An 18,990-nucleotide genomic window follows, 5' to 3' on the forward strand; every position below is an offset into this window, starting at 1 on the left:
GATCCACCTTTTGGCGCCGCGCGGGCTCGCGGCGGGACGGTTCTAACCCTTGACGCTGCCGACCAGCAGTCCTTGCAGGTAATAACGCTGCAATACCAGGAACAGCAGCAGCACCGGCACCACGGTCACGACCGAGCCGGCCATCATCATTTCGTTGTCCTGCACGTGCTCGCGCGACAGCGAGGCCAGTGCGACCGGCAGGGTCTGCAGGTTCTCGTCGCTGAGCACGATCAGGGGCCACATGAAATCGTTCCAGGCGCCGAGGAAGCTGAAGATCGCCAGGGTCACCAGGATCGGCCGCAACGCCGGCAGGACGATCTGGAAGAAGATCCGCAGCTCGCCGGCGCCGTCGATGCGCGGCGCTTCCAGCAACTCGTCGGGAATCGAGCGCGCGTACTGGCGCACCAGGAAGATGCCGAAGATGCCGGCCATGCCCGGCACCACCGCGCCGGCGTAACTGTTGATCAGGCCGAGCTGCTTGAGCATCAGGAACAGCGGCATCATCGACACCTGCGCCGGGATCACCAGCGCCGCGAGCAACAACCGGAACACCCGCTCGCGCCCGCGAAAGGCGAGCTTGGCGAAGGCATAGCCGGCCAGGGTATTGAGCAATACCGCGATCACCGTGACCAGGGTCGAAACCAGGAAGCTGTTGAACAGATAGCGGCCCATGCCCATGCGCGAGAACAGCTCATGGTAGTTGTGCAGGCTCGGCGAGGACGACCACAACGGCGGCGGAAACGCGCTGGCCTCGCCGGGCTGCATCAGCGAGACCGCGAACATCCACAGCAGCGGCGCCAGGCTGAGCGCCGCCAGGCCGATCAACAGGCCGTTGACGATCGCCTGGGCCAGGCGCGGGTGCAGGCCGGAATCGTTCATTCGACCCCCTTGCGGCGCGCGACCCACATCAGGCCGCTGGTCGCGGCGGTCATCAACACGAACAACAGGAAGGCCACCGCCGAAGCGTTGCCGAGGTTCCACCATTTGAAGCCTTCTTCGTACATCAGGTACAGCACGCTGACCGTGCTCTGCAGCGGCCCGCCCTGGGTGATCACGTAGGGCTCGGCGAACAACTGGAAATAACCGGCCAGGGTCAGGATGCTCACCATCAGCAGCACCGGCCCCAGGATCGGCAGGGTGATGTAACGGAACTGCCGCGACGGGCTGGCGCCGTCGATGCGCGCGGCCTCGTACAGGTCTTCCGGAATCGCCTGCAAGCCGGCCAGGAAGATGATCATGTTGTAGCCGAAGTTCTTCCACACCGCGAACAGAATGATGGTCGGCATCGCCCAGTGCGGGTCGCCGAGCCAGTCGACCGGGTCGATGCCGGCCCAGGACAGCGCCCAGTTCACCAGGCCGTAGCGGGTGTGGAACAGATAGCGCCAGATCACCGCCACCGCCACGACCGTGGTCACCACCGGGGCGAAGAACGCGGTGCGGAAGAACGGCTTGAACAGGCCGAGCCGGGAGTGCAGCAGCATGGCCGCGCCGAGCGAGACCGCGATCGACAGCGGCACGCCGACCGCGACGAAGTACAAGGTGTTGCCGAGCGCGCTCCAGAACAGCGGATTGCGCAGCAGATTGAGGTAGTTGTCGAAGCCGACGAAGCGCAGATTGTCGATGTGCGCCAATGAGTAGATATCGAAATCGGTCAGGCTCAGCGCCAGCGCGGCCAGCACCGGCAGGCCGAAGAACAGCCCGATCACGCTCAGCGCGGGCGCGGCGAACACCCAGCCGGCGGTGGCCGGCTTCATCGCGCCGCTCCGGCTGCGGCCGCAGGCTTCATCGCGCCACTCGTGCCGCCCGCCTTGGCCGCGGCCTGCCGATCGAGCATCCAGCGTCGTTTTTCGAGAATGCGGTCGGCGCGCCGGTCGAGTTCGGCCGCGGCCTCGTCCACGCTCAGGCGGCCGTTGGCGAGCTGCTCGCCGACCAGCTTGATCTCCATGGCGATGCGCTCCCACTCCGGCACCTTCGGGGTCGGCCGCGCGCGTTCGAGCTGATCGCGGAAGGCGCGCGCATACACGTCCTCGGCCAGCGCCGGCGCGTCCCAGGCGGCGCGGCGCGGCGGCAGATTGCCGCTGAGTCCATGGAAGCGCACCTGCACCTGCGGTTCGGACAGATAGGCGATCAGTTTCCAGGCCGCGTCCTGGTGCTGCGAGCTGCGGAACAGGACGAAGCTCGCGCCGCCGGCGACCGAGGCGCCGGGGCCGTGCTCGCCCGGCAACGGCATGGTCATCCAGACCGGCTGCAGATCGGCCGGCAGGCGCCGCTTGAACTCGGCGATGTTCCAGGGGCCGTTGACGTAGAAACCGAAATATCCACGGCCGAATTCGTTCCAGACGTTGGCGATCTGGGTGTTGCTCGCCAGCGGCGCCCATCCTCGTTCGAACACCTCGCGATAGAAACTCAGCGCGCGCTTGAACCCCGGGCTGCGGAAATTGCCGTAGCGGCCGTCCTCGCGCAGCAGCGGATCGGGCGACTGGATGCCGAGGTTGAGCAGCGGCTCGGGCTCGTTGAGCGGGAACAGCACCGCATAGCGATCCGGACCGACCTCGCGCTTGATCGCCGCCATCGCGGTTTTCCATTCCGCCCAGGTCGCCGGCGGCCGCGCGATGCCGGCTTGCTTGAGCAAATCCTGGCGATAGAACGGCAGGCGCGTCTCCACGTACCACGGCACCGCATAGACCTGGCCGTCGATCACGCCGGTATCCCAGGCCCCGGAAAAATAGTCGCGCGCCTGTACCGAAGGCGTTTGCGCCAGGCGTGGACCGAGCGGGGCCAGGGCGTCGAGCAAGGCGAATTCGGAGATCCAGGTGTTGCCGATCGCGCACACGTCGGGCAAGGCATCGCCGGCGAAGGCGGTCAGCAGCTTCTCGTGCGCGGCGGTGATCGGCAGTTGCTGCACTTCCACGCGGATGCCGGGGTTGCGGCGCTCGAATTCGGGAATCAGCTGGGTGACGACTTCGCCTTCGAAGCCCATCGCCCAGAACCGCACCAGTTCGCGGCCATCGTCGCGGTGATTGCAACTGCCGAGCAGCGCCAGCGCGCACAGCGCGGCCAGCCCGCGCAGCGCCCTGCCCCAACCGCCGGCGCGGGTGGACGAAACAGGGGGCGTCGTCGATGCGCGGCTCAAGCGCTCATTCCGGCTTCGGCGGGGTCTGCTTGGACGACGCGTTGCCGCGCCCGGCGCGCGACTCGGCCTCGCCTAGCGCACGCGCGGTGGCCGGGTCCATCGTGCCGGCCGGTTTCGCCGGTGCCGCGGCGCCCGCCTTCGCCTCACCGTCCCGGCCCTTGGCCTGCGCGTCCTTGCCGTCGGCCGGGGTCAGCCAGCCGCCCTTGAACCCGGCGCGTTCGAGCCCGGCGCGGATGTAGGGATTGCGCTTCATCACGTTCCAGACGAACTCGTTGCGGTAGTTGCTGATCATGGTCAGGATCGGCCCCTGGTCAATGCCGATGTAGTCGCTCGACACCCAGCCCTGATCCGGCACCAGGCGCCCGGTCTTGAGCGGGATGTCGTACTTGAAGCTCGGGTTGAACGAATCCAGGAAACCGTAGCTCGAATAGATGTACTCGCCGTAGCGTTCGTGCATGGTCACCGTGGTCGGGATCACGATCTCCGGCGCGAACGGCAGCGAGGCGATGGCCGCGGTCGGCGCGATGGTGCCGTCGTCGAAGTTCTCGCGCAGGCCGGCGCCGCGCGCCGAATAGTGGCGGAACTGGCGCTGCTCGCCGCGGTACTCCTGCAGGGTCTGCTGCGGGCCGTCGCTCGCGGTCAGGCCCCACACCTCCGGGCCGTAGTCTTCCCACTTCATCGGGTTGGCGATCGCATAGGCGCGCTGGGCGTAGGCGGCGCGGCGGCTGTTCTCGAAATAATCGATGCCGCGCTCGCGCATGTAGTCGTCCTGGATGCCGCGGAAATCGATCCAGACGTGGCTGTACTGATGGCCGAACAAGGGACCGAAGGCGAGGAACTCTTCGCCCTGGTAGACACCCCAGACGTCGTTGTAGGTGCGCGTCCACACCGTCCAGGCTTCCGGCCCGACCGGGTGCGTGGGCGAGCCCAGGGCGAGCACGTACAGCAACATCGCCTCGTTGTAGCCGACCCAGTCGTGCTTGATGAAACCGCTCTCGGGGAACCAGCCCATCGAGATCAGCGGCTTGTTCTGCTGCAGCCAGTTCCAGTCGACCCGCTTGTACAGGGTGTCGGCGACTTCGCGGATCTCTTTCTCGCGCGGGTCGTCGCGGTCGTAGTAGGACTGCGCGAACAGCACGCCCATCATCAACAGGCCGGTGTCCACGCTCGACAGCTCGACCCAGCTGTCGTAGCGCTGGCCCTTCTGCATGTCGAGGAAGTGGTAGTAGAAGCCTTTGTAGCTGCCCTTGCCGGTGGCCTGCGGGCCGCTCGGCAGGTCGCGCAGGAACTTCAGGGTCAACAAGGTGCGGTCGACCGCCTGGTTCCGGCTGACCCAGCCCTTCTCGATGCCGATCGGATACGCGGTCAGCGAGAAGCCGATCGAGGCGATGCTCGCGAACGGGCGCGAGGGATAACGGTCGGGGGTCAGGCCGTTCTGTTCGTTGGTGGTGTCCCAGAAAAACTGGAAGGTGCGCTTTTCGATGTCGCGAAACAGCGGCGGCAGTTCGAGCCGCTCCTGCTTAAGCGGCTCGACCACCACCGGTTCGGCGCTGACGATGGGCTGGGTTTGCGAGCCCGTCTCGGTCTTCTTGCAGGCGGACAAGACGAGCAGCAGCGCGCCCAGGACAGCGATGGAGACCGCACGTGTTGTCGACTTGACGTGGTGCATGAAACGAAAGACCCCTGTGTCTTCGTGTTGGGATTTAGATCGATGCAACGAGCGAAAGTCCGTCGCCGCAAACCCGCATGCCGGGCGGCGGCGGAACCCGGCGCCGGCCGTGCGTGGACGGCCGGCGCCTATCGCTTACCAGTTGAAGCCCATCGACAGCTTGAAGCTGCGGGTCGGCAGCGCGATGTTGTCGCGGCGCTCGCCGAGGCGTTCGTTCGGATCGCCGACGCTACCGCGATAGGTGTCGTAATCGATGTAGTTGCGCCAATTGAACACGTTCAGCACGTCGCCGCGGACCCAGAACTTGAAGTCGGTACCGGTATCCCACTCCTTCTGCAAAGCCAGGTCGAACTGCTTGAAGCCGATCGTGTCGCCCGGGGTGTAGGGTTGGAAGAAGCAATGGTCCGGCCCGTTGGTGATGCAGTTGAGCGAGTCCTCCGCCTCCGGGCTGGCCAGGGTCAGCTTGCCCGACAAGGTCATGCCGTAGAAATCCATGATGCCGGTGGCGACGAACCGGTGCTTGGAAATGCCGAGCGCACGGGTGAAACCGACCTCATCCAGGTTCGGATAATCGAAGGTGAAGATGTCGGAGTTGTTGCGGTTTTCCTTGGCGTCGGTATAGGTGTAGGCGAAGCTCACGCCCCAGCCGCTCTCGTCGGTGAACGGCTTGTCCAGCGACAGCAGCACCTGGTTGGTCTTGGTCTCCACCGCGTTGTTGCCGATGAAGAACTTGCCGAAGCCGGGCAAGGTTTCGCCGAACGGCGCGCTGCCGAAGCTGACGCCGGGCGGGAAGAAGGTGCCGTCCGGGCGGCGGTTGCCGAGCGAGAACAGGATGCCGTCGTGGCTGCGGATATGGACCAGCGTCGCCGAGGAGTTCCAGTCCTGGCCGAACATCGCGAAGGCGTTGCGCATGCCCAGGCTGAACTGATCGGAGTACGGCGTCTTCAGATCGTTGTTGAGCAGGAACACTTCACTGCCTGCGTTCGGCCGCTGACGCGCGAGCGCGGCCAGCACTTCGGGGTCGTAGAAGCTGGGGTCGAAGTTGAAGCAGTTGCCGGTCGGCGTCACCGTGCAGGTATGGTTCGGCGAATTGAACTGATAGGTGTTCTGCTGGAACGCGAGACGGTAGCGCTCGTACGACAGGTAGTCGAACTGATTGCGGTTGTAGGAGCGTCCGGCGCCGCCGAAGATCACATGGCGTTCGTCGCCGTTGAGATCGTAGGAGAAGCCCAGGCGCGGCTGCCAGCCGTCCTTGAAGGCCTTGCGGTTGTTGCCGGTGCTGATGTAGTCGTTGATGTCGTAGTCGACGTTGGCGTTGTGGATGTTCGGGAACGCGTTCAACGCCGCGACCAGGTTGGCCGGGGTCACGAAATCCTCGAAGCTCGGCGTGCTCTCGTAATCCCAGCGCAGGCCCAGGTTCAAGGTCAGGTGCTCGTTGACCTCCCAGTCGTCCTGCAGGTAGATGCCGAACTGCTTGTTGCGCGACTTCACGCTCGGCGGAAAGTCGCCGGCGGTGCCGGAGAACAACACCTCGTAGGGCGTGGCGAAGTTGCGGATGTCGTAACGGTACTGCGGCGAGAAGGGCTGCTTCTCCATCGCGGTGATGTCGACGACCTTGTACTTCACGCCTGCCTTGATCGTGTGCCCGTCCCAGCCGTTCCAGGTGAAATCGTTCTGGAAGGCGTAGCCCTTCTGTCCCTTGTCCTGGAAGTCGCCGCCGCCGCCGAAGTACAGCACCTCTTCCATGTCGGGGTTGTTGCGCCCCTCCTGGCCTTCCTTGGGAACGCGCAGGTTGTAGCCGTTGGCCAGGGTCGCCGGACGCGGACCGAAGGTGACGTCCTCGAAGGTCAGGTGGGCGTCGTTGAGCCAATTCTCGGCGCTGTACTGATAGCGCAGGTCCAGGCGGGTCTCCTCGCCGGCCTTGAGCGTGCCGTATTCGGGCAAGCGCGCGCCGCCGATGTTGGTCAGCTCGTCTTCCTTGCGGTACTTGGCGGTGAACTCGATCAGGTGCGCATCGCCCGGGGTCCAGTCGATCTTGCCGAAGTACAGGTCTTCCTTGAACGGCGCGCTCGGCGACTGCCGCGCCATCTCCTGGAACTGCGCCGGCAGTTGGTCGACCCGGAAATTACGGCCGGGAATGATCGAGCGCGGCGAGTTGTATTCCTTGGCTTCGTAGGTGACGAAGAAGTGCATCCGGTCCTGGATCAGCGGGCCGCTGAACGAAGCGCCGTACTGCTCCTGCTTGGACTGCGCCTTGGGCAACTCGCCCTTCTCCTCGCGCACGGTCTTGGCCGTCCACTGGTCCGAGGTGTAGTCCCAGAAGAAGCTGCCGTGGAACTCGTTGCCGCCGGATTTGGTCACCGCGGTGATGCCGGCGCTGCTGAGCTGGTCGTACTCGGCCTTGTAGTTGGAGGTGATCACCTTGTATTCGGCGATGCCGAGCTGCGGGAACGGATTGCCGCGGCTCGAGTCCTGGCCGGTGATGCCGCCCTTGAGCACGTAATCCTTCTGGCCGACGCCGTCGACATAAACGTTGATGCCGCTGCTGAGCTGGGCGCCGCTGCGTATCGTGGTCGAGCCTTCGGTGCCGGTGGTGAACTGCACGCCCGGCACGATGTCGGCGAAGGCGAGGAAGTTGCGCGAGGCCTGCGGCAACGAGGCGATCTGCTTGTTGCTGACGTAGGTGGCGATTTCCGAGGTCTTGGTCTCGACCAGCGCGGTGGACGTCACCGTCACCTTGTCCAGGTCGGTCGCCTCGCCCGCCGGCGCGGTTTCGGCCACCCCGCCGGTGGACACGTTGAGCGTCGCGGCCTGGCCGACCGCCACGGTCACGTTGCGGGTATTGCTCTGGCCATCGGCGCTGACGTCGATGCGGTAAGTGCCCGGCGGCAGGCCGGCCAGGGTGTATTGCCCGCCGGCGCCGGTCTGTACCTTGCGGGTCAGGCCGCTGGCGAGATTGGTCGCGGTGACGCTGGCGTTCGCGGCCGGCCCGGCATTGCCGCTGACCACGCCGCGGATGGTCGCGGCGGTGCCTTGGGCGAAGGCGATCGGCGCGGCCATCGCCAGGCAACTGGCGAGCGCGCAGGCCAGCAGCGTGCGGCTGGGTCTGACATGGACGGAACTGCGGTTCGGATAACGCGAATGGTGTGGATTCATGATGCTTTCCTCCCTCCAAGGAGCACGTACTGCAAGGTGGCAACGGCGGAGCACTCTCTGCTCTGTAATCGCTTACACGTTCGTCCAAATTTTTTTCGACGCGATCAGCCACCGCCCCCTCGGCGTACCCCGGACTCGCGCACGATCAGTTCCGGCCGCAGCGGTTGGGGCTGCCGCGACTCTTCCATGGATGGCTGTTGCTCCTGTGCAGCCGCATCGGTGCCCAGTTGCGTCAACAGCAGACGCGCTGCCCGGGCACCGAGCTCGGCGATATTGACCCGCATGGTCGTGAGCGTCGGGTGGACATAGCGTGCAAGCGGGATGTCGTCGAACCCGGCTACCGCAATGTCGTCGGGCACCTTGAGGCCCGCCTGCACGAACGAAAACAGACAGCCCAGGGCCATCATGTCGTTGGCCGCGAACACCGCGTCCGGGCGATGCGGCGCAGCCAGCAAGGCCTGTCCGGCCCTGTGGCCGGAGGCCTCGTCGAACTGGCCCGGCAGCACCCACTCCTGCCCGTCCGGCAAGCACCGCGCGAGCGCATCGCGGTAACCGCGCAGGCGCTCGTGGGCATCGAAATTGTCCTCCGGGCCGGCGATGAAGGCGATCCGGCGATGGCCGCAATCGACCAGATGCTCGACCATGGCCTGGGCGCCGCCGTAGTTGTCGACGCTCAGCGACAACAGGCCGGGCACCGCGCTCTGGGTATTGATCAGCACGATCGGCATGGCCGCATCGAGTTCGTCGACGATCGGCGCCTGCGCCGCGACATAGGGCGACATCACCAGCAACCCATCGACGCGGCCGCGCATCGCGCGCAAGGCAGCGGCCTGCTCTTCCGGCCGGCCGTGATAGCTCGACACCAACAAGTGCAGGCGATGCTCGCGCGCGATCTGGTCGACGCCGCGCACCAGTTCGGAAAAGAATTCGCCGTGCAGGTCCGGCAGGACCACGCCGAGGGTATGGGTGCGCCGGCTGCTGAGGCTGCGCGCGGCGGCGTGCGGCGTGTAGCGCAGGTCCTGGGCGACCGCGAGCACGCGGCGCCTGACCTCCTCGGCCACGTTGCCATGGCCGTTCAAGGTCCGCGACACCGTCGCAACCGACACCTGCGCCGCGCGGGCGACATCTTTGATCGTCACGCTCATCACGTTCCTGGACCGCCCCTCGCGGCTGGAAAGTGGCCCGACTGTAAACGTTTTCAAGAACAAGTGTAAAGCGCTTGTTATGAAAAGCGTTTAGCGGCTTCCGGCACCGGCGTCCATGCTGCAGCGCGACATGCGCCGTGCGGCTCGGCGCCCTGCTGTGCGACTTATCCGCGCTGTTCGCCGGGCGCGCGCGCGCTGATCGTCAAGGCATGGATGTCGGTGGTCATCAGCTCGCCGACCGCGGCATACACCGCGCGGTGCCGCGCGATCTGGTTCAGGCCGACGAAAGCGCTGCTGACCACGGCCACTCGGAAATGCCCGCGCCCGTCCTGCGCGCCGGCATGACCGACGTGCTTGTGGCTTTCGTCCTCGATCTCCAATGCGACCGGCGCAAGGGCGGTCTCGATCGCGTTGCGGATCGCTTCGACGCGTTGCTCGCGCGGCAGCGCCATTACGGCAGCACCTTGCGGAACGGACGCACCTCGACCCGCGCATACACGCCGGCATCGACATAGGGATCGGCATCGGCCCAGGCGCGCGCGGCCTCGAGCGATTCGAACTCGGCGACGATCAGGCTGCCGCTGAAACCGGCCGGACCCGGGTCTTCGGCATCGATCGCCGGGCACGGCCCGGCCAGCAACAGGCGGCCCTGGTCGCGCAACGCGGTCAGGCGCGCCAGATGCGCGGGACGCGCCGCGCCGCGCGCGGGCAAGGAGTCGGCGACGTCATAACCTTCGATCAGATACCACATGCCTGGACTTCGACCTCGTGAGGGGCGCGGACAGCGCGCGAGGTCGCATTCTCGCAGGCTCGGGCCGAGCTTGCGCGCACTCGTTCGGGGGTATTCGCATGCAACGGTGCCAAAGCGCGGCGAACTGCCGGCCTTGCGCCGGCGTACCGGCCCGCGTCGACGGACGCGGGCCGTCCGCAATCACGCCACCATCGGCCGCGCCTGTTGCTGCGGCTTCGGCTCTTGACCCTGCTGCTGCACTTGAGGCACGTCCTGCTGCAGGCGCTGAGTCGATTGCTCGACCGGCTGGCCGGCGGCGATGGCCTTGTCGGCGTAGGCGCGGTGGTGGGTCGGGTCGTTGAGACCGCCCTGCACCGCGAACAGGCCGTTGCCGTTGGCATTCAAGGCGACGTGGTCGATCTTGGTCAGGCCGCTGACGCGGGCCTCGTAGGTCAGCGTGGCTGCGGCGTTCTCGATTTCCTGGCGGTTCTTGAAGCCGGCCTGCGGGCCGAGCTTCTCCAGGCCCTCGACCGCCTGGCGGAACATCGCATTGTTCGGATGGTTCGCATCCGACAGCAAGGGCGCGCGCGCCGGATCGGCCGTGCGCGCCGGGCTGTGCGCTTGCTCGTCGTGAGCATGAGCCTGCGCCGGCTCGGCCGTCTTCAAGGCCCCCAGGGTGCGCGCGCCGGCGATGCCGTCGACCTTGAGGTCGTGGTCGCGCTGGAAAGCTTCGACCGCTTCCTTGGTGTGCTGGCCGAACTTGCCGTCGGCGACGATCGCATTGCCCTGCGCGTCCTTGTAGCCGAGCCGGGCCAGCTGTTCCTGCATCGCCTTGACCTCGGGGCCGCGCTCGTCCTTGCGCAGCACGCCGTCGGCCATCGCCGCGGCCTGGGTGGTCGAGCCGGGGCCGCCGGGCGTGTGCACGGCGCGGCCGTTGCCGGAGACGTTGCTGACCTGCGCCGGGCCGGTCAGGTTGTCCGAATGCGGCGGGCGCCGGTCGGTGCTGATCGCGCCGCTGTCGATGTCGCGCACGTAGCGCTCCATCTGCGGCAGGTAGCCGGTGTTGATGTCGATGTGGACGTGCTTGCCGAACGCGTTCGGGTCGCCCTTGTTGAAACCGCCCTGGATGCCGAGCGGCTGGCCGTACTCGACCCGGTCGCCGACCTTCAGCTCGGTGTTGCGCAGGTCCATGTGCCGGTACTGCGCGATCATCTCGCGGTTGGGGTCGTTGGCCGGGCGGTCGTAGATCTGGACGATGCCGTCGCGCGGGTCGACCCGGCCGATGTAGCCGTTGGCGACCGCGGGCACGGCGACGGCGCTGGAGCCGCCGGCCTGCAGCACGAAGTCCTTGGACACGTAGTGGTCGCCGTCGCGCGAGACGGTCGGCGTGCCGGCGTAGTTGCCGAGCAGTTCCTCGCGCTCGCCGTTGACGGTGCCGTAGACGCGGCCGCGCTCGTTGCCGCGGCTGGGATGGTGGCGCTCGAGGTCTTCGTAGTCGTGGACGTGCTGGACGTCGCGGCCGACCGATTCGACGATCGAATATTTGGGCATCGTACTTCTCCTTGTCGATGGATGTTCCGGGCGGGCTCCCGCTGGCGGGGAGACCGGGGTTCAGCGCAGCTGTTGGGTCAGCTGCCAGCACCCTTGCTTGAACTCGAATACATAGGCTTCCGGCTTGCCGAAGGTCTTGACCACCTCCTCGTCGGGCGAGAACTCGGCCTTGACGAAGTCAACCCGCATGCGGTCGCCGCTCAGGGTCCGGTCGATCTTGACCCGGTCCAACTCGCCGGCCTGCTTGCCGGGTTCGTCGTAGGACCACTGGTGGTCGACCAGGGCGATCTTGAACGGGCCGGCCTGCTGCGGCGTCTGCGTCTCCAACAGCTTGCCCGGGTCCTTCAGGTCGCGAATCTCGATCTGCGGCGCGGTGTAGGCGGAGCGTACGTTGCCCCCGTAGACGAATTGCTCGAAGAACGTGGCGAACCCTTCTTCGCTCTTGACGCAGGCCTCGGCCGGCAACTGCACCGCCGCGGCGGCGGGCTCCGCAGTGGTCGTGGCCGGCGCGGGCTGGGCCGTTGCCGGCGCGGCCGGAGCCGGAGCCGGCGTCGCGGGCGCAGCCGGCTCGGCGGCCTTGCCGGCCTCGGGCGCGGGCGCGTTGCAGCCCGCCAGCGCCAACATCAGGGCAGCGGCGACTGTCCTTGCTTGGTTCATTGCGATTCCCCAGTCCATTAGTTATGCCGGCCCAGTCTAATTAGCCGCACGGCCCGGCGACAGACCCGGCACGCCTCCGCCGCGATCGGCCGACCCGGGCGTCGTAGCCGCCGCCCGGCCCGGCCCGGACCGCCGCCGTCGCGCCGCGACCGGCCGGCGTTCATGCCGGCGCTGGACACTGCCCGCCCCAGCCCTTACCCTAACTGTCAATTGCCCGAGGCCGGATGCAGCGGCCCGTCGCGACAGGACCCACGCCGTCGCCACGTCGGCACCCGTACTTCCCCGCACACCATCGGTGCGCCAGTACGCCAGTGCACAGCTGCAGACCACCGGCTCACGCCCGCAACCCCTTCGTCTCAGCCGCCACGCCTCGTCGTGACGCGCAGGCCGGGGCCGTTCGGGCCTAAAGCACACGCCTTTCTGAGTGGTCCGTAGCACCCGCAGGGAAGCTCGATCCTGGTCCTTGCACGGCCTGGCGCGACTCTCGATGCGGCCATGCGCCGCTAGCATCGTCGTAACCGCAGTGCCCACGGCCCGGAGGGGCCGGTTTCGAATGAGCAACGAACCCGCGCCCGTCGCGACCGAATCCAGCCCAGCGCCGACGACGCCTCAGCAGCAGGAAATGCCGCTGGCGATGGTCCACGGCCAGCCGGTGCTGCAGATTCCGCAGGATCTCTACATCCCGCCGGACGCTCTCGAAGTCATCCTGGACGCGTTCGAAGGCCCGCTCGACCTGCTGCTGTACCTGATCCGCCGTCAGAATCTGGAGATTCTCGACATCCCGGTCGCCGAGATCACCCGTCAGTACGTGACCTACATCCAGGCCATGCACGAGATGCGTTTCGAGCTGGCCGCCGAATACCTGGTGATGGCCGCGATCCTGGCCGAGATCAAGTCGCGCATGCTGCTGCCGCGCGCGGCCAACGAGGAAGGGATCGAAGAAGACCCGCGCGCCGAGCTGGTCCGCCGGCTGCAGGAGTACGAGCGCTTCAAGAAGGCGGCCGAGGACATCGACAGCCTGCCCCGCCAGGACCGCGACACCAGCCCGGCGCAGGCTTACGTGCCGGACCGGGCCTCGGTCAAACTGCCGCCGCCGGTCGACCTGCGCGAGATGCTGCTGGCCCTGCACGACGTGTTCAAGCGTGCCGAGCTGTACACCCAGCACGCGATCAAGCGCGATGCCCTGAGCGTCCGCCAGCGCATGGGCGAGTTGCTGACCCGCATGTCCGACGGCGTGTTCCACCGTTTCGAATCGCTGTTCACGGTCGAAGAAGGCCGGCTCGGCATAGTGGTAACGTTCCTGGGCCTGCTGACCCTGGCCAAGGAGCAGTTGATCGAGATCGTCCAGGAGCAGCCCGAAGAGGGCCGCCCGCCGGCGCCGATCTACGTCAAGTCGCTGGCGCTGATGAAGGATCCCGACGAAATCGAACTCAGCAGCGAGTTCGACGACGCCGCCAACGACGACCGGGTTTCGTGACTTGGCTGTCGTGACCTGGCCGTCGACGTCGTGCCGCCCCGCCGGGGCGGAGTGGATCCCGGCAGGGGCCGGGGCCGCATCGTTCGAACGTTTCCACAGCTCGGCCTCCGGCCTCCGGCCGCCGCGCACGCGGCCGCGATGGCCCGGACACCCGCTCCTTCCTGGCCCGCTTCCACGTAGCCCGCTTCCGAATAGCCCGCTTCCAAACAGCTAGGACCGGCCGACCACCGCCCAGGCACCGATTCCGCACCGGCTCCAGGGCCGGTCGCCAACGCAACGATTCAGACGCATTCCATGGACCAACTCCTCGTCACCCGCATCGTCGAAGCCGCCCTGCTCGCGGCCAACCAGCCGCTGACGCTGGCGCAGCTGCATGCCCTGTTCCCCGAGGATCAGCCGGCACCGGCCGACAGCGTCGAGACCGCGCTGGAAACCTTGCGCGAGGGCTGCGCCGAGCGCGGCGTGGAGTTGGTCGAACTGGCCTCGGGCTTCCGCTTCCAGGTCCAGGCCGACGTCCACGCCTGGGTCGCGCGCCTGTGGACCGAGCGCCAGACCCGCTACACCCGCGCCACCCTCGAGACCCTGGCGCTGATCGCCTACCGCCAGCCGATCACCCGCGGCGAGATCGAACAGGTCCGCGGCGTCGCGGTCAGCAGCAACATCATCAAGGCCCTGGAAGAGCGCGAGTGGATCCGCGTGGTCGGCCACCGCGACGTGCCCGGCAAGCCGGCCCTGTTCGGCACCACCAAGGCCTTCCTCGATTACTTCGGCCTCAAGCGCCTGGACGAACTGCCGCCGCTGTCGGAGCTCAAGGACATCGGCGAGCTGGAACCGCAGCTGCCGCTCGACGGCGAAGCGATCGCCGCCGGCGGCATCGCCAGCGGCCAGGACGACGAGGCCGGCCACGACGGCGAAGCCAGCAACGATGCCGAAGCCGGCGACGACGAGCGCGACTCGTCCGGCGCCGCCGACGAATCGGGCGAGTCCAGCGGGTCGGCCGAGCCGCACGACTCCAGCGACGATAGCGACGATAGCGACGAAGCCACCGCCGCCGACGAGACCGTCGACAGCGACGAAGCCCACACCGAATCCGGCGACGCCGGCGCAGACGAAAGCGCCGACGCCGCCAGCGATACAGACAGCGACACCGACACCGATACAACCGTCCTTTCGGACGACCCCGAAGCCGCGCCGGGCGAGCGCGCGGCGGACGCGAACGATCACGAGCAAGACCAACACGCCGTCGAGACGACGACCGTTCCGGAATTTGAGGCCGAGTCCGAAGACGACCGGCCGGAGCAACAGAAATGACTGAAGAAAACCGCCGCAAGCTCTCACTGAAGCGCGGCAGCGACGCCGGCGCGACCGCCGAGGCGCCGCGTCTGGAAGAACGCCTGCACAAGGTCCTCGCGCAAGCGGGCCTGGGCTCGCGCCGCGCGCTCGAGCAGCGCATCGCCGACGGCCTGGTCAAGGTCAACGGCGAGACCGCCCAGGTCGGCATGAGCATCAAGGGCGGCGACAAGATCGAACTCGACGGCCGCAGCTTCATCGCCAGCGCCCTGACCGAGCCCTCGCGCGTGCTGATGTACAACAAGCCCGAAGGCGAAGTGACCACGCGCGAAGACCCCGAAGGCCGACCGACCATCTTCGATTCGCTGCCCGCGCTGAAGGGCGCGCGCTGGATCGCGATCGGCCGCCTCGACATCAACACCACCGGCCTGCTGCTGCTGACCACCGACGGCGAACTCGCCAACGCGCTCATGCATCCCTCCTTCGAGGTCGAGCGCGAGTACGTCTGCCGCGTGCGCGCGCCGGAAGGCCAGGAGCAGGTACCCGACAACCTCGTCGACCGCCTCGCCCGCGGCGTCGCCCTCGAAGACGGCCCGGCCAAGTTCGACGAGATCGAGCGCATCGGCGGCAGCGATTCGCACGACTGGTTCCGGGTCGTGGTCAAGGAAGGCCGCAACCGCGAAGTGCGCCGCCTGTGGGAATCGCAGGGCTGCCAGGTCAGCCGCCTCAAGCGCATCCGCTACGGCACCGTATCGCTGCCGCGCGAACTGCTGCGCGGCCAGTCGCAGGAACTGGTCGCCGACAAGGTCGACGCCCTGCGCGGCGACCTCGGCCTGGAAGACGGCACGCCTTCGGCGCTGACCCTGCAGCCGGTGATCGGCCAGCGCAAGGCCGCCAAGTCGACCGTGCACCTGTCCGGCGAACGCGCCCACGGTTACGTCGGCGGCCATAACACCGCCGACGAAGGCCGCGAACTGCGCCGCTTCGATCATGTCCGCGAAGACCGCGGCGGCCGCGGCCGCGGCGGCCCGCGCAAGCACGGCGGCCTGACGGTCAGCGGCGAAGCCGCGGCCAACCAGTCGCACAAGCCGTTCAAGCAGCGCAAGGAAAAGGGTCCCAAGCCCCTGCCGGACGGCAATCCGGCCGCGTTCCGCACCTGGTACGTACCCGATGGCGTCGAGACCGGCCCCAGCGGTCACCGCAATCCCGACGGCCAGGGCCGCAAGCCCTACGGCGGCAAGCCCGGCGGCGCGCGCGGTCCCGGCGCGGGCGCCGGTGCAGGCCGCGCTCGTCCGCACGGCGGCGGCCCCGGTGGCGGCGGCTTCGGCGGCGAACGCAGCGGCAATGCGCCCTACGGCGAGCGCCGCAGCAGCGGCGGCCAAGCTCAGGGCCAGGGCCAGCGCAGCGCGCGTCCCTACGGTCACCCGGCCAATGCGCCGAGCTTCCCGTCCGACCACGCCAACCCCGGCAGCTTCAATCCCTACGGCGAACGTCCGCGCAGCGCTGCGCGTCCGGCCGGCGGCAAGCCCGGTCCGGGCGCCCGTCCTGGCGCCGGCCCGCGTCCCGGCGGCAATGCCCGTCCGGGTGGCGCGCCCCGTCCCGGCGGCGCACCGCGTCCCGGTGGCGCGGCCCGTCCGAGCGGCCCGCGTCCGGGCGGCCCGCGCGGCGGTGGCCGCCCCGGCGGCGGCCGCGGTCCGCGCGGCGGCGCCTGAATCCAGGCGCCGGACCGGTTGAAGCAAGACACGACAAAGGGCGCCTCGGCGCCCTTTGTTTTTAGGTATCCCGGCCGTCGCCGAACGGTCCCCCACCCGCTTCCGCCCAGGCGTAGCGCCACCGCTTCAGGGGTAGGAGCGGCGCAAGCCGCGACCGCGCAGTAGCCGTCCGCATCGCAACGACATAGCGCCTGCGCACTCGCACCTGACGCACTCACCACCATATAACCGCCTGAGCTGCCCACTGGCCCGTCTGCGCGCCACCGCTTCCAGGGTAGGAACGGCGCAAGCCGCGTCCGCGCAGCGGCCGTTCGCACCGCAACGAGATGGCGCCTGCGCACTCGAACCTGATGCGCTCACCACCGCACAACTGCCTCAGCTGCTCACTGGCCCGTCTCCGCGCCACCGCTTCAAGGGTAGGAGCGGCGTATGCCGCGACCGCGCAGTAGCCATTCGCATCGCACCGACATGGCGCCCGCGCACTCGAACCTGACGCGTACACCGCGGCACCACGGTCACGATCCGCATCCCGCCGAGGCGTATCCGCGCTCCGCGAATCTTGGATCGGAACCACGCCCGCGACACCAGCGCATCTCGCGCTATCCAATATGCGTTCGCAGCAAAATCGTTCGTTCCAGCCTGGCCTCGCATGCAGCGCCGAATAATCTCGCGCAGGTCCAGATGGCACATTGCATCTTCGAGATCGCTCGCTATCGATGCGAAAACAAGCGCAATCCCGCCCACATTGCGACTCCCATCGCGATATCCGCGCCATCGGCGGCCCGGTACGAAACCTGTTGCTGATGCGAGGTTTCGTTTCGCATCGCTCATAAAAAACTCGGCCTCGAAACCATAAAACCACGGTACTTTCGTTTCCGCTGCTCCTGTTGACGGGTGCCGGCAGCGCATGCTTAATCGAAAACGCGCTCCAACGCAGTCGCACATATCCGGCTTGGATGCGGAACCACCGATACCGCAGACGCGGCCTCGACGTATGCAACGAGCCATCTGCTTCGCCGACTGAGTCTGTCGATCGAATCCGAATCCGAATCCGAATCCGAATCCGCCAAGATTCCGCCGAAATGCCGCCGCAGTCCCGCCGAAGAATCCAAGCGACCCATCCCGATGCCGCATGCACCGCGGTCTGGACCGATGCTGCCACGACGAAGCCGATATCTCGCCACCGGCAGTCCGCAACGCCGCCGATAGGAGCCCGTATGCGCTACGCGAAGATCGTCCTGTTACTGCTCTTTCTGTGCCTGCACGGCACCGCCGCGGCCGTCGTCGCCGGCGGCATGGTCGCGATCGACCGCACCTGGCCGAGCAAACCCGGCGGTTATGCGGACATGGACTTCGCCATCGCCATCACCCAGGAACCCGGCTACAACGGACGCACCTATTGGGCGCATCAGTTCTGGCTCGACGACGGCGATGGCGGCTACGTGGGCCTGCAACACCGCAGCAACGCCGACAAGGCGCTGAATTTCTCGATCTGGCAAGCGACCGGCTGGGTCGCCGAAAGCGGCACCTTATGCAGCCACTTCTCCCACGAGGGCAGCGGCGTGCAATGTTGGGTCGCCTACCCCTGGGTTCAGGGCAAGAAATACCGGATCCGCATCGTCAGCGAAGCGCCCGCGCGTTGGAGCGCCTACATCACCGACGTCGCCACCGGGGCCCGCCGCAAGGTCGCTACCATCCAGGTGCCGCCGACCTGGGGCGGCCTCAAGGACAAGACCGTCGAGTTCCTGGAAAATTTCGCCCAGGGCGACGAGCAATTGGAAAGCTGCGCGGCCGCCCCGGCGACGAGCGCGGTGTTCTTCCGCCCCAGCGCCGGCAACGGCACGGTCGCGCCGTCGGCCAGCACCAGCCAGACCTACGGCAACTGCCAATCGATCGCGCGCGCCTCCTGCACCACCGAGCAGGACTGCATCGCCGCCGACAACAAGTTCGGCACGCTCGGCTCGCCCAAAGTCTTGCTCAACACTTACAGCGGCCATTGCCTCGACACCCTCGCCGGCGGAACCCAGGCGGGCCTGTGGAGCTGCGCAAGCAATAACAACCAATTGATCGAACGCGACGACGGCTTTCGCATGCTGATGCGCAGCCGCAGCCAGTGCCTGCAGGCGGAGAGCGACGGCAGCGTCCGGCTCGCCGCCTGCGGCAACGGCTCGGCGCAACGTTGGATGCCGATGCCGGGGTCGGACGGCCTGTACAACGTCGGCAGCGGCGCCTGCCTGGACCCGCTCGACAATGCCGCCCAGGGCGCCTATCTGCGCGTATACACCTGCCTCGGCAACGGCTACCAGAAGTGGCGCTTGAACCCCTGAGGATCTGAATCTCCGGCTTGACTCGTTCACGGCGTTTCCCCGGCTATGCCTCCGAGCCCCGCCGCATGGCGGGGGCGCTACGAACCTGCACCGAACGCCGTCATCGCCGGCGATGGCGGCGTTTTCGTTTCCGGCGGACAGCT

General features: G+C 67.4%; 14 protein-coding genes. 4 read left to right on the plus strand and 10 right to left on the minus strand.

Annotated elements, in window-relative coordinates:
* Positions 1–42 precede the first annotated feature (42 nt).
* From AC6CH2_RS03480 to AC6CH2_RS03525, 10 genes are all read right to left on the minus strand, one after another.
* A complete protein-coding gene (locus AC6CH2_RS03480; protein WP_498267950.1) occupies positions 43–879 on the minus strand; it encodes a carbohydrate ABC transporter permease in 837 nt (278 codons plus the stop codon).
* Entirely contained in the window at positions 876–1,754 is an 879-nt protein-coding gene (locus tag AC6CH2_RS03485; protein ID WP_435395961.1) for a carbohydrate ABC transporter permease, read from the minus strand. Before AC6CH2_RS03485 ends, AC6CH2_RS03480 begins: the two co-directional genes overlap by 4 nt.
* Complete coding sequence (locus AC6CH2_RS03490; protein WP_498268203.1) at positions 1,751–3,070, minus strand: sugar ABC transporter substrate-binding protein; 1,320 nt, start codon at positions 3,068–3,070, stop codon at positions 1,751–1,753. The genes AC6CH2_RS03485 and AC6CH2_RS03490 overlap by 4 nt, the downstream gene beginning before the upstream one ends.
* A gap of 67 nt (positions 3,071–3,137) precedes the next feature.
* Positions 3,138–4,802, minus strand: a complete 1,665-nt coding sequence (locus AC6CH2_RS03495) for a glucoamylase family protein (protein ID WP_498267951.1) — start codon at positions 4,800–4,802, stop codon at positions 3,138–3,140.
* Positions 4,803–4,937: 135 nt separating this feature from the next.
* Positions 4,938–7,958, minus strand: coding sequence for a TonB-dependent receptor (locus AC6CH2_RS03500; RefSeq protein WP_498267952.1), 3,021 nt, complete (start codon positions 7,956–7,958; stop codon positions 4,938–4,940).
* A 104-nt stretch (positions 7,959–8,062) separates the two neighbouring features.
* Positions 8,063–9,103, minus strand: coding sequence for a LacI family DNA-binding transcriptional regulator (locus AC6CH2_RS03505; RefSeq protein WP_498267953.1), 1,041 nt, complete (start codon positions 9,101–9,103; stop codon positions 8,063–8,065).
* Between the two features lie 164 nt (positions 9,104–9,267).
* Positions 9,268–9,555 carry a BolA family protein gene (locus AC6CH2_RS03510; RefSeq protein WP_498267954.1) on the minus strand — a complete coding sequence of 96 codons (288 nt, stop codon included), beginning with the start codon at positions 9,553–9,555 and terminating at the stop codon, positions 9,268–9,270.
* On the minus strand, positions 9,555–9,854 hold the full coding sequence (locus tag AC6CH2_RS03515; RefSeq protein ID WP_031370769.1) for a YciI family protein: 300 nt from the start codon (positions 9,852–9,854) through the stop codon (positions 9,555–9,557). The genes AC6CH2_RS03510 and AC6CH2_RS03515 overlap by 1 nt, the downstream gene beginning before the upstream one ends.
* Before the next feature lie 180 nt (positions 9,855–10,034).
* Complete coding sequence (locus AC6CH2_RS03520; protein ID WP_498267955.1) at positions 10,035–11,384, minus strand: XVIPCD domain-containing protein; 1,350 nt, start codon at positions 11,382–11,384, stop codon at positions 10,035–10,037.
* Positions 11,385–11,444: 60 nt separating this feature from the next.
* Positions 11,445–12,041: a hypothetical protein gene (locus AC6CH2_RS03525; protein ID WP_498267956.1), complete on the minus strand. Its 597-nt coding sequence runs from the start codon at positions 12,039–12,041 to the stop codon at positions 11,445–11,447.
* A 553-nt stretch (positions 12,042–12,594) separates the two neighbouring features.
* Here AC6CH2_RS03525 and AC6CH2_RS03530 point away from each other — a divergent pair.
* From AC6CH2_RS03530 to AC6CH2_RS03545, 4 genes are all read left to right on the plus strand, one after another.
* On the plus strand, positions 12,595–13,518 hold the full coding sequence (locus AC6CH2_RS03530; protein WP_498267957.1) for a segregation and condensation protein A: 924 nt from the start codon (positions 12,595–12,597) through the stop codon (positions 13,516–13,518).
* A 294-nt stretch (positions 13,519–13,812) separates the two neighbouring features.
* Complete coding sequence (gene scpB, locus AC6CH2_RS03535) at positions 13,813–14,829, plus strand: SMC-Scp complex subunit ScpB (protein WP_498267958.1); 1,017 nt, start codon at positions 13,813–13,815, stop codon at positions 14,827–14,829.
* The gene (locus tag AC6CH2_RS03540; RefSeq protein ID WP_498267959.1) at positions 14,826–16,520 is read left to right on the plus strand and encodes a pseudouridine synthase; all 1,695 of its coding nucleotides are present in this window, start codon (positions 14,826–14,828) and stop codon (positions 16,518–16,520) included. The genes scpB and AC6CH2_RS03540 overlap by 4 nt, the downstream gene beginning before the upstream one ends.
* Positions 16,521–17,737: 1,217 nt before the next feature.
* On the plus strand, positions 17,738–18,847 hold the full coding sequence (locus AC6CH2_RS03545; protein ID WP_498267960.1) for a DUF3472 domain-containing protein: 1,110 nt from the start codon (positions 17,738–17,740) through the stop codon (positions 18,845–18,847).
* Positions 18,848–18,990 lie beyond the last annotated feature (143 nt).

It is taken from the genome of Lysobacter sp. GQ73 (genome assembly GCF_059758755.1).

Coding starts and splice junctions, on each gene's coding strand:
- AC6CH2_RS03480 (WP_498267950.1), bottom strand. CDS start 879: ATGAACGATTCCGGCCTGCACCCGCGCCTGGCCCAGGCGATCGTCAAC.
- AC6CH2_RS03485 (WP_435395961.1), bottom strand. CDS start 1,754: ATGAAGCCGGCCACCGCCGGCTGGGTGTTCGCCGCGCCCGCGCTGAGC.
- AC6CH2_RS03495 (WP_498267951.1), bottom strand. CDS start 4,802: ATGCACCACGTCAAGTCGACAACACGTGCGGTCTCCATCGCTGTCCTG.
- AC6CH2_RS03500 (WP_498267952.1), bottom strand. CDS start 7,958: ATGAATCCACACCATTCGCGTTATCCGAACCGCAGTTCCGTCCATGTC.
- AC6CH2_RS03505 (WP_498267953.1), bottom strand. CDS start 9,103: ATGAGCGTGACGATCAAAGATGTCGCCCGCGCGGCGCAGGTGTCGGTT.
- AC6CH2_RS03510 (WP_498267954.1), bottom strand. CDS start 9,555: ATGGCGCTGCCGCGCGAGCAACGCGTCGAAGCGATCCGCAACGCGATC.
- AC6CH2_RS03515 (WP_031370769.1), bottom strand. CDS start 9,854: ATGTGGTATCTGATCGAAGGTTATGACGTCGCCGACTCCTTGCCCGCG.
- AC6CH2_RS03520 (WP_498267955.1), bottom strand. CDS start 11,384: ATGCCCAAATATTCGATCGTCGAATCGGTCGGCCGCGACGTCCAGCAC.
- AC6CH2_RS03525 (WP_498267956.1), bottom strand. CDS start 12,041: ATGAACCAAGCAAGGACAGTCGCCGCTGCCCTGATGTTGGCGCTGGCG.
- AC6CH2_RS03530 (WP_498267957.1), top strand. CDS start 12,595: ATGAGCAACGAACCCGCGCCCGTCGCGACCGAATCCAGCCCAGCGCCG.
- scpB (WP_498267958.1), top strand. CDS start 13,813: ATGGACCAACTCCTCGTCACCCGCATCGTCGAAGCCGCCCTGCTCGCG.
- AC6CH2_RS03540 (WP_498267959.1), top strand. CDS start 14,826: ATGACTGAAGAAAACCGCCGCAAGCTCTCACTGAAGCGCGGCAGCGAC.
- AC6CH2_RS03545 (WP_498267960.1), top strand. CDS start 17,738: ATGCGCTACGCGAAGATCGTCCTGTTACTGCTCTTTCTGTGCCTGCAC.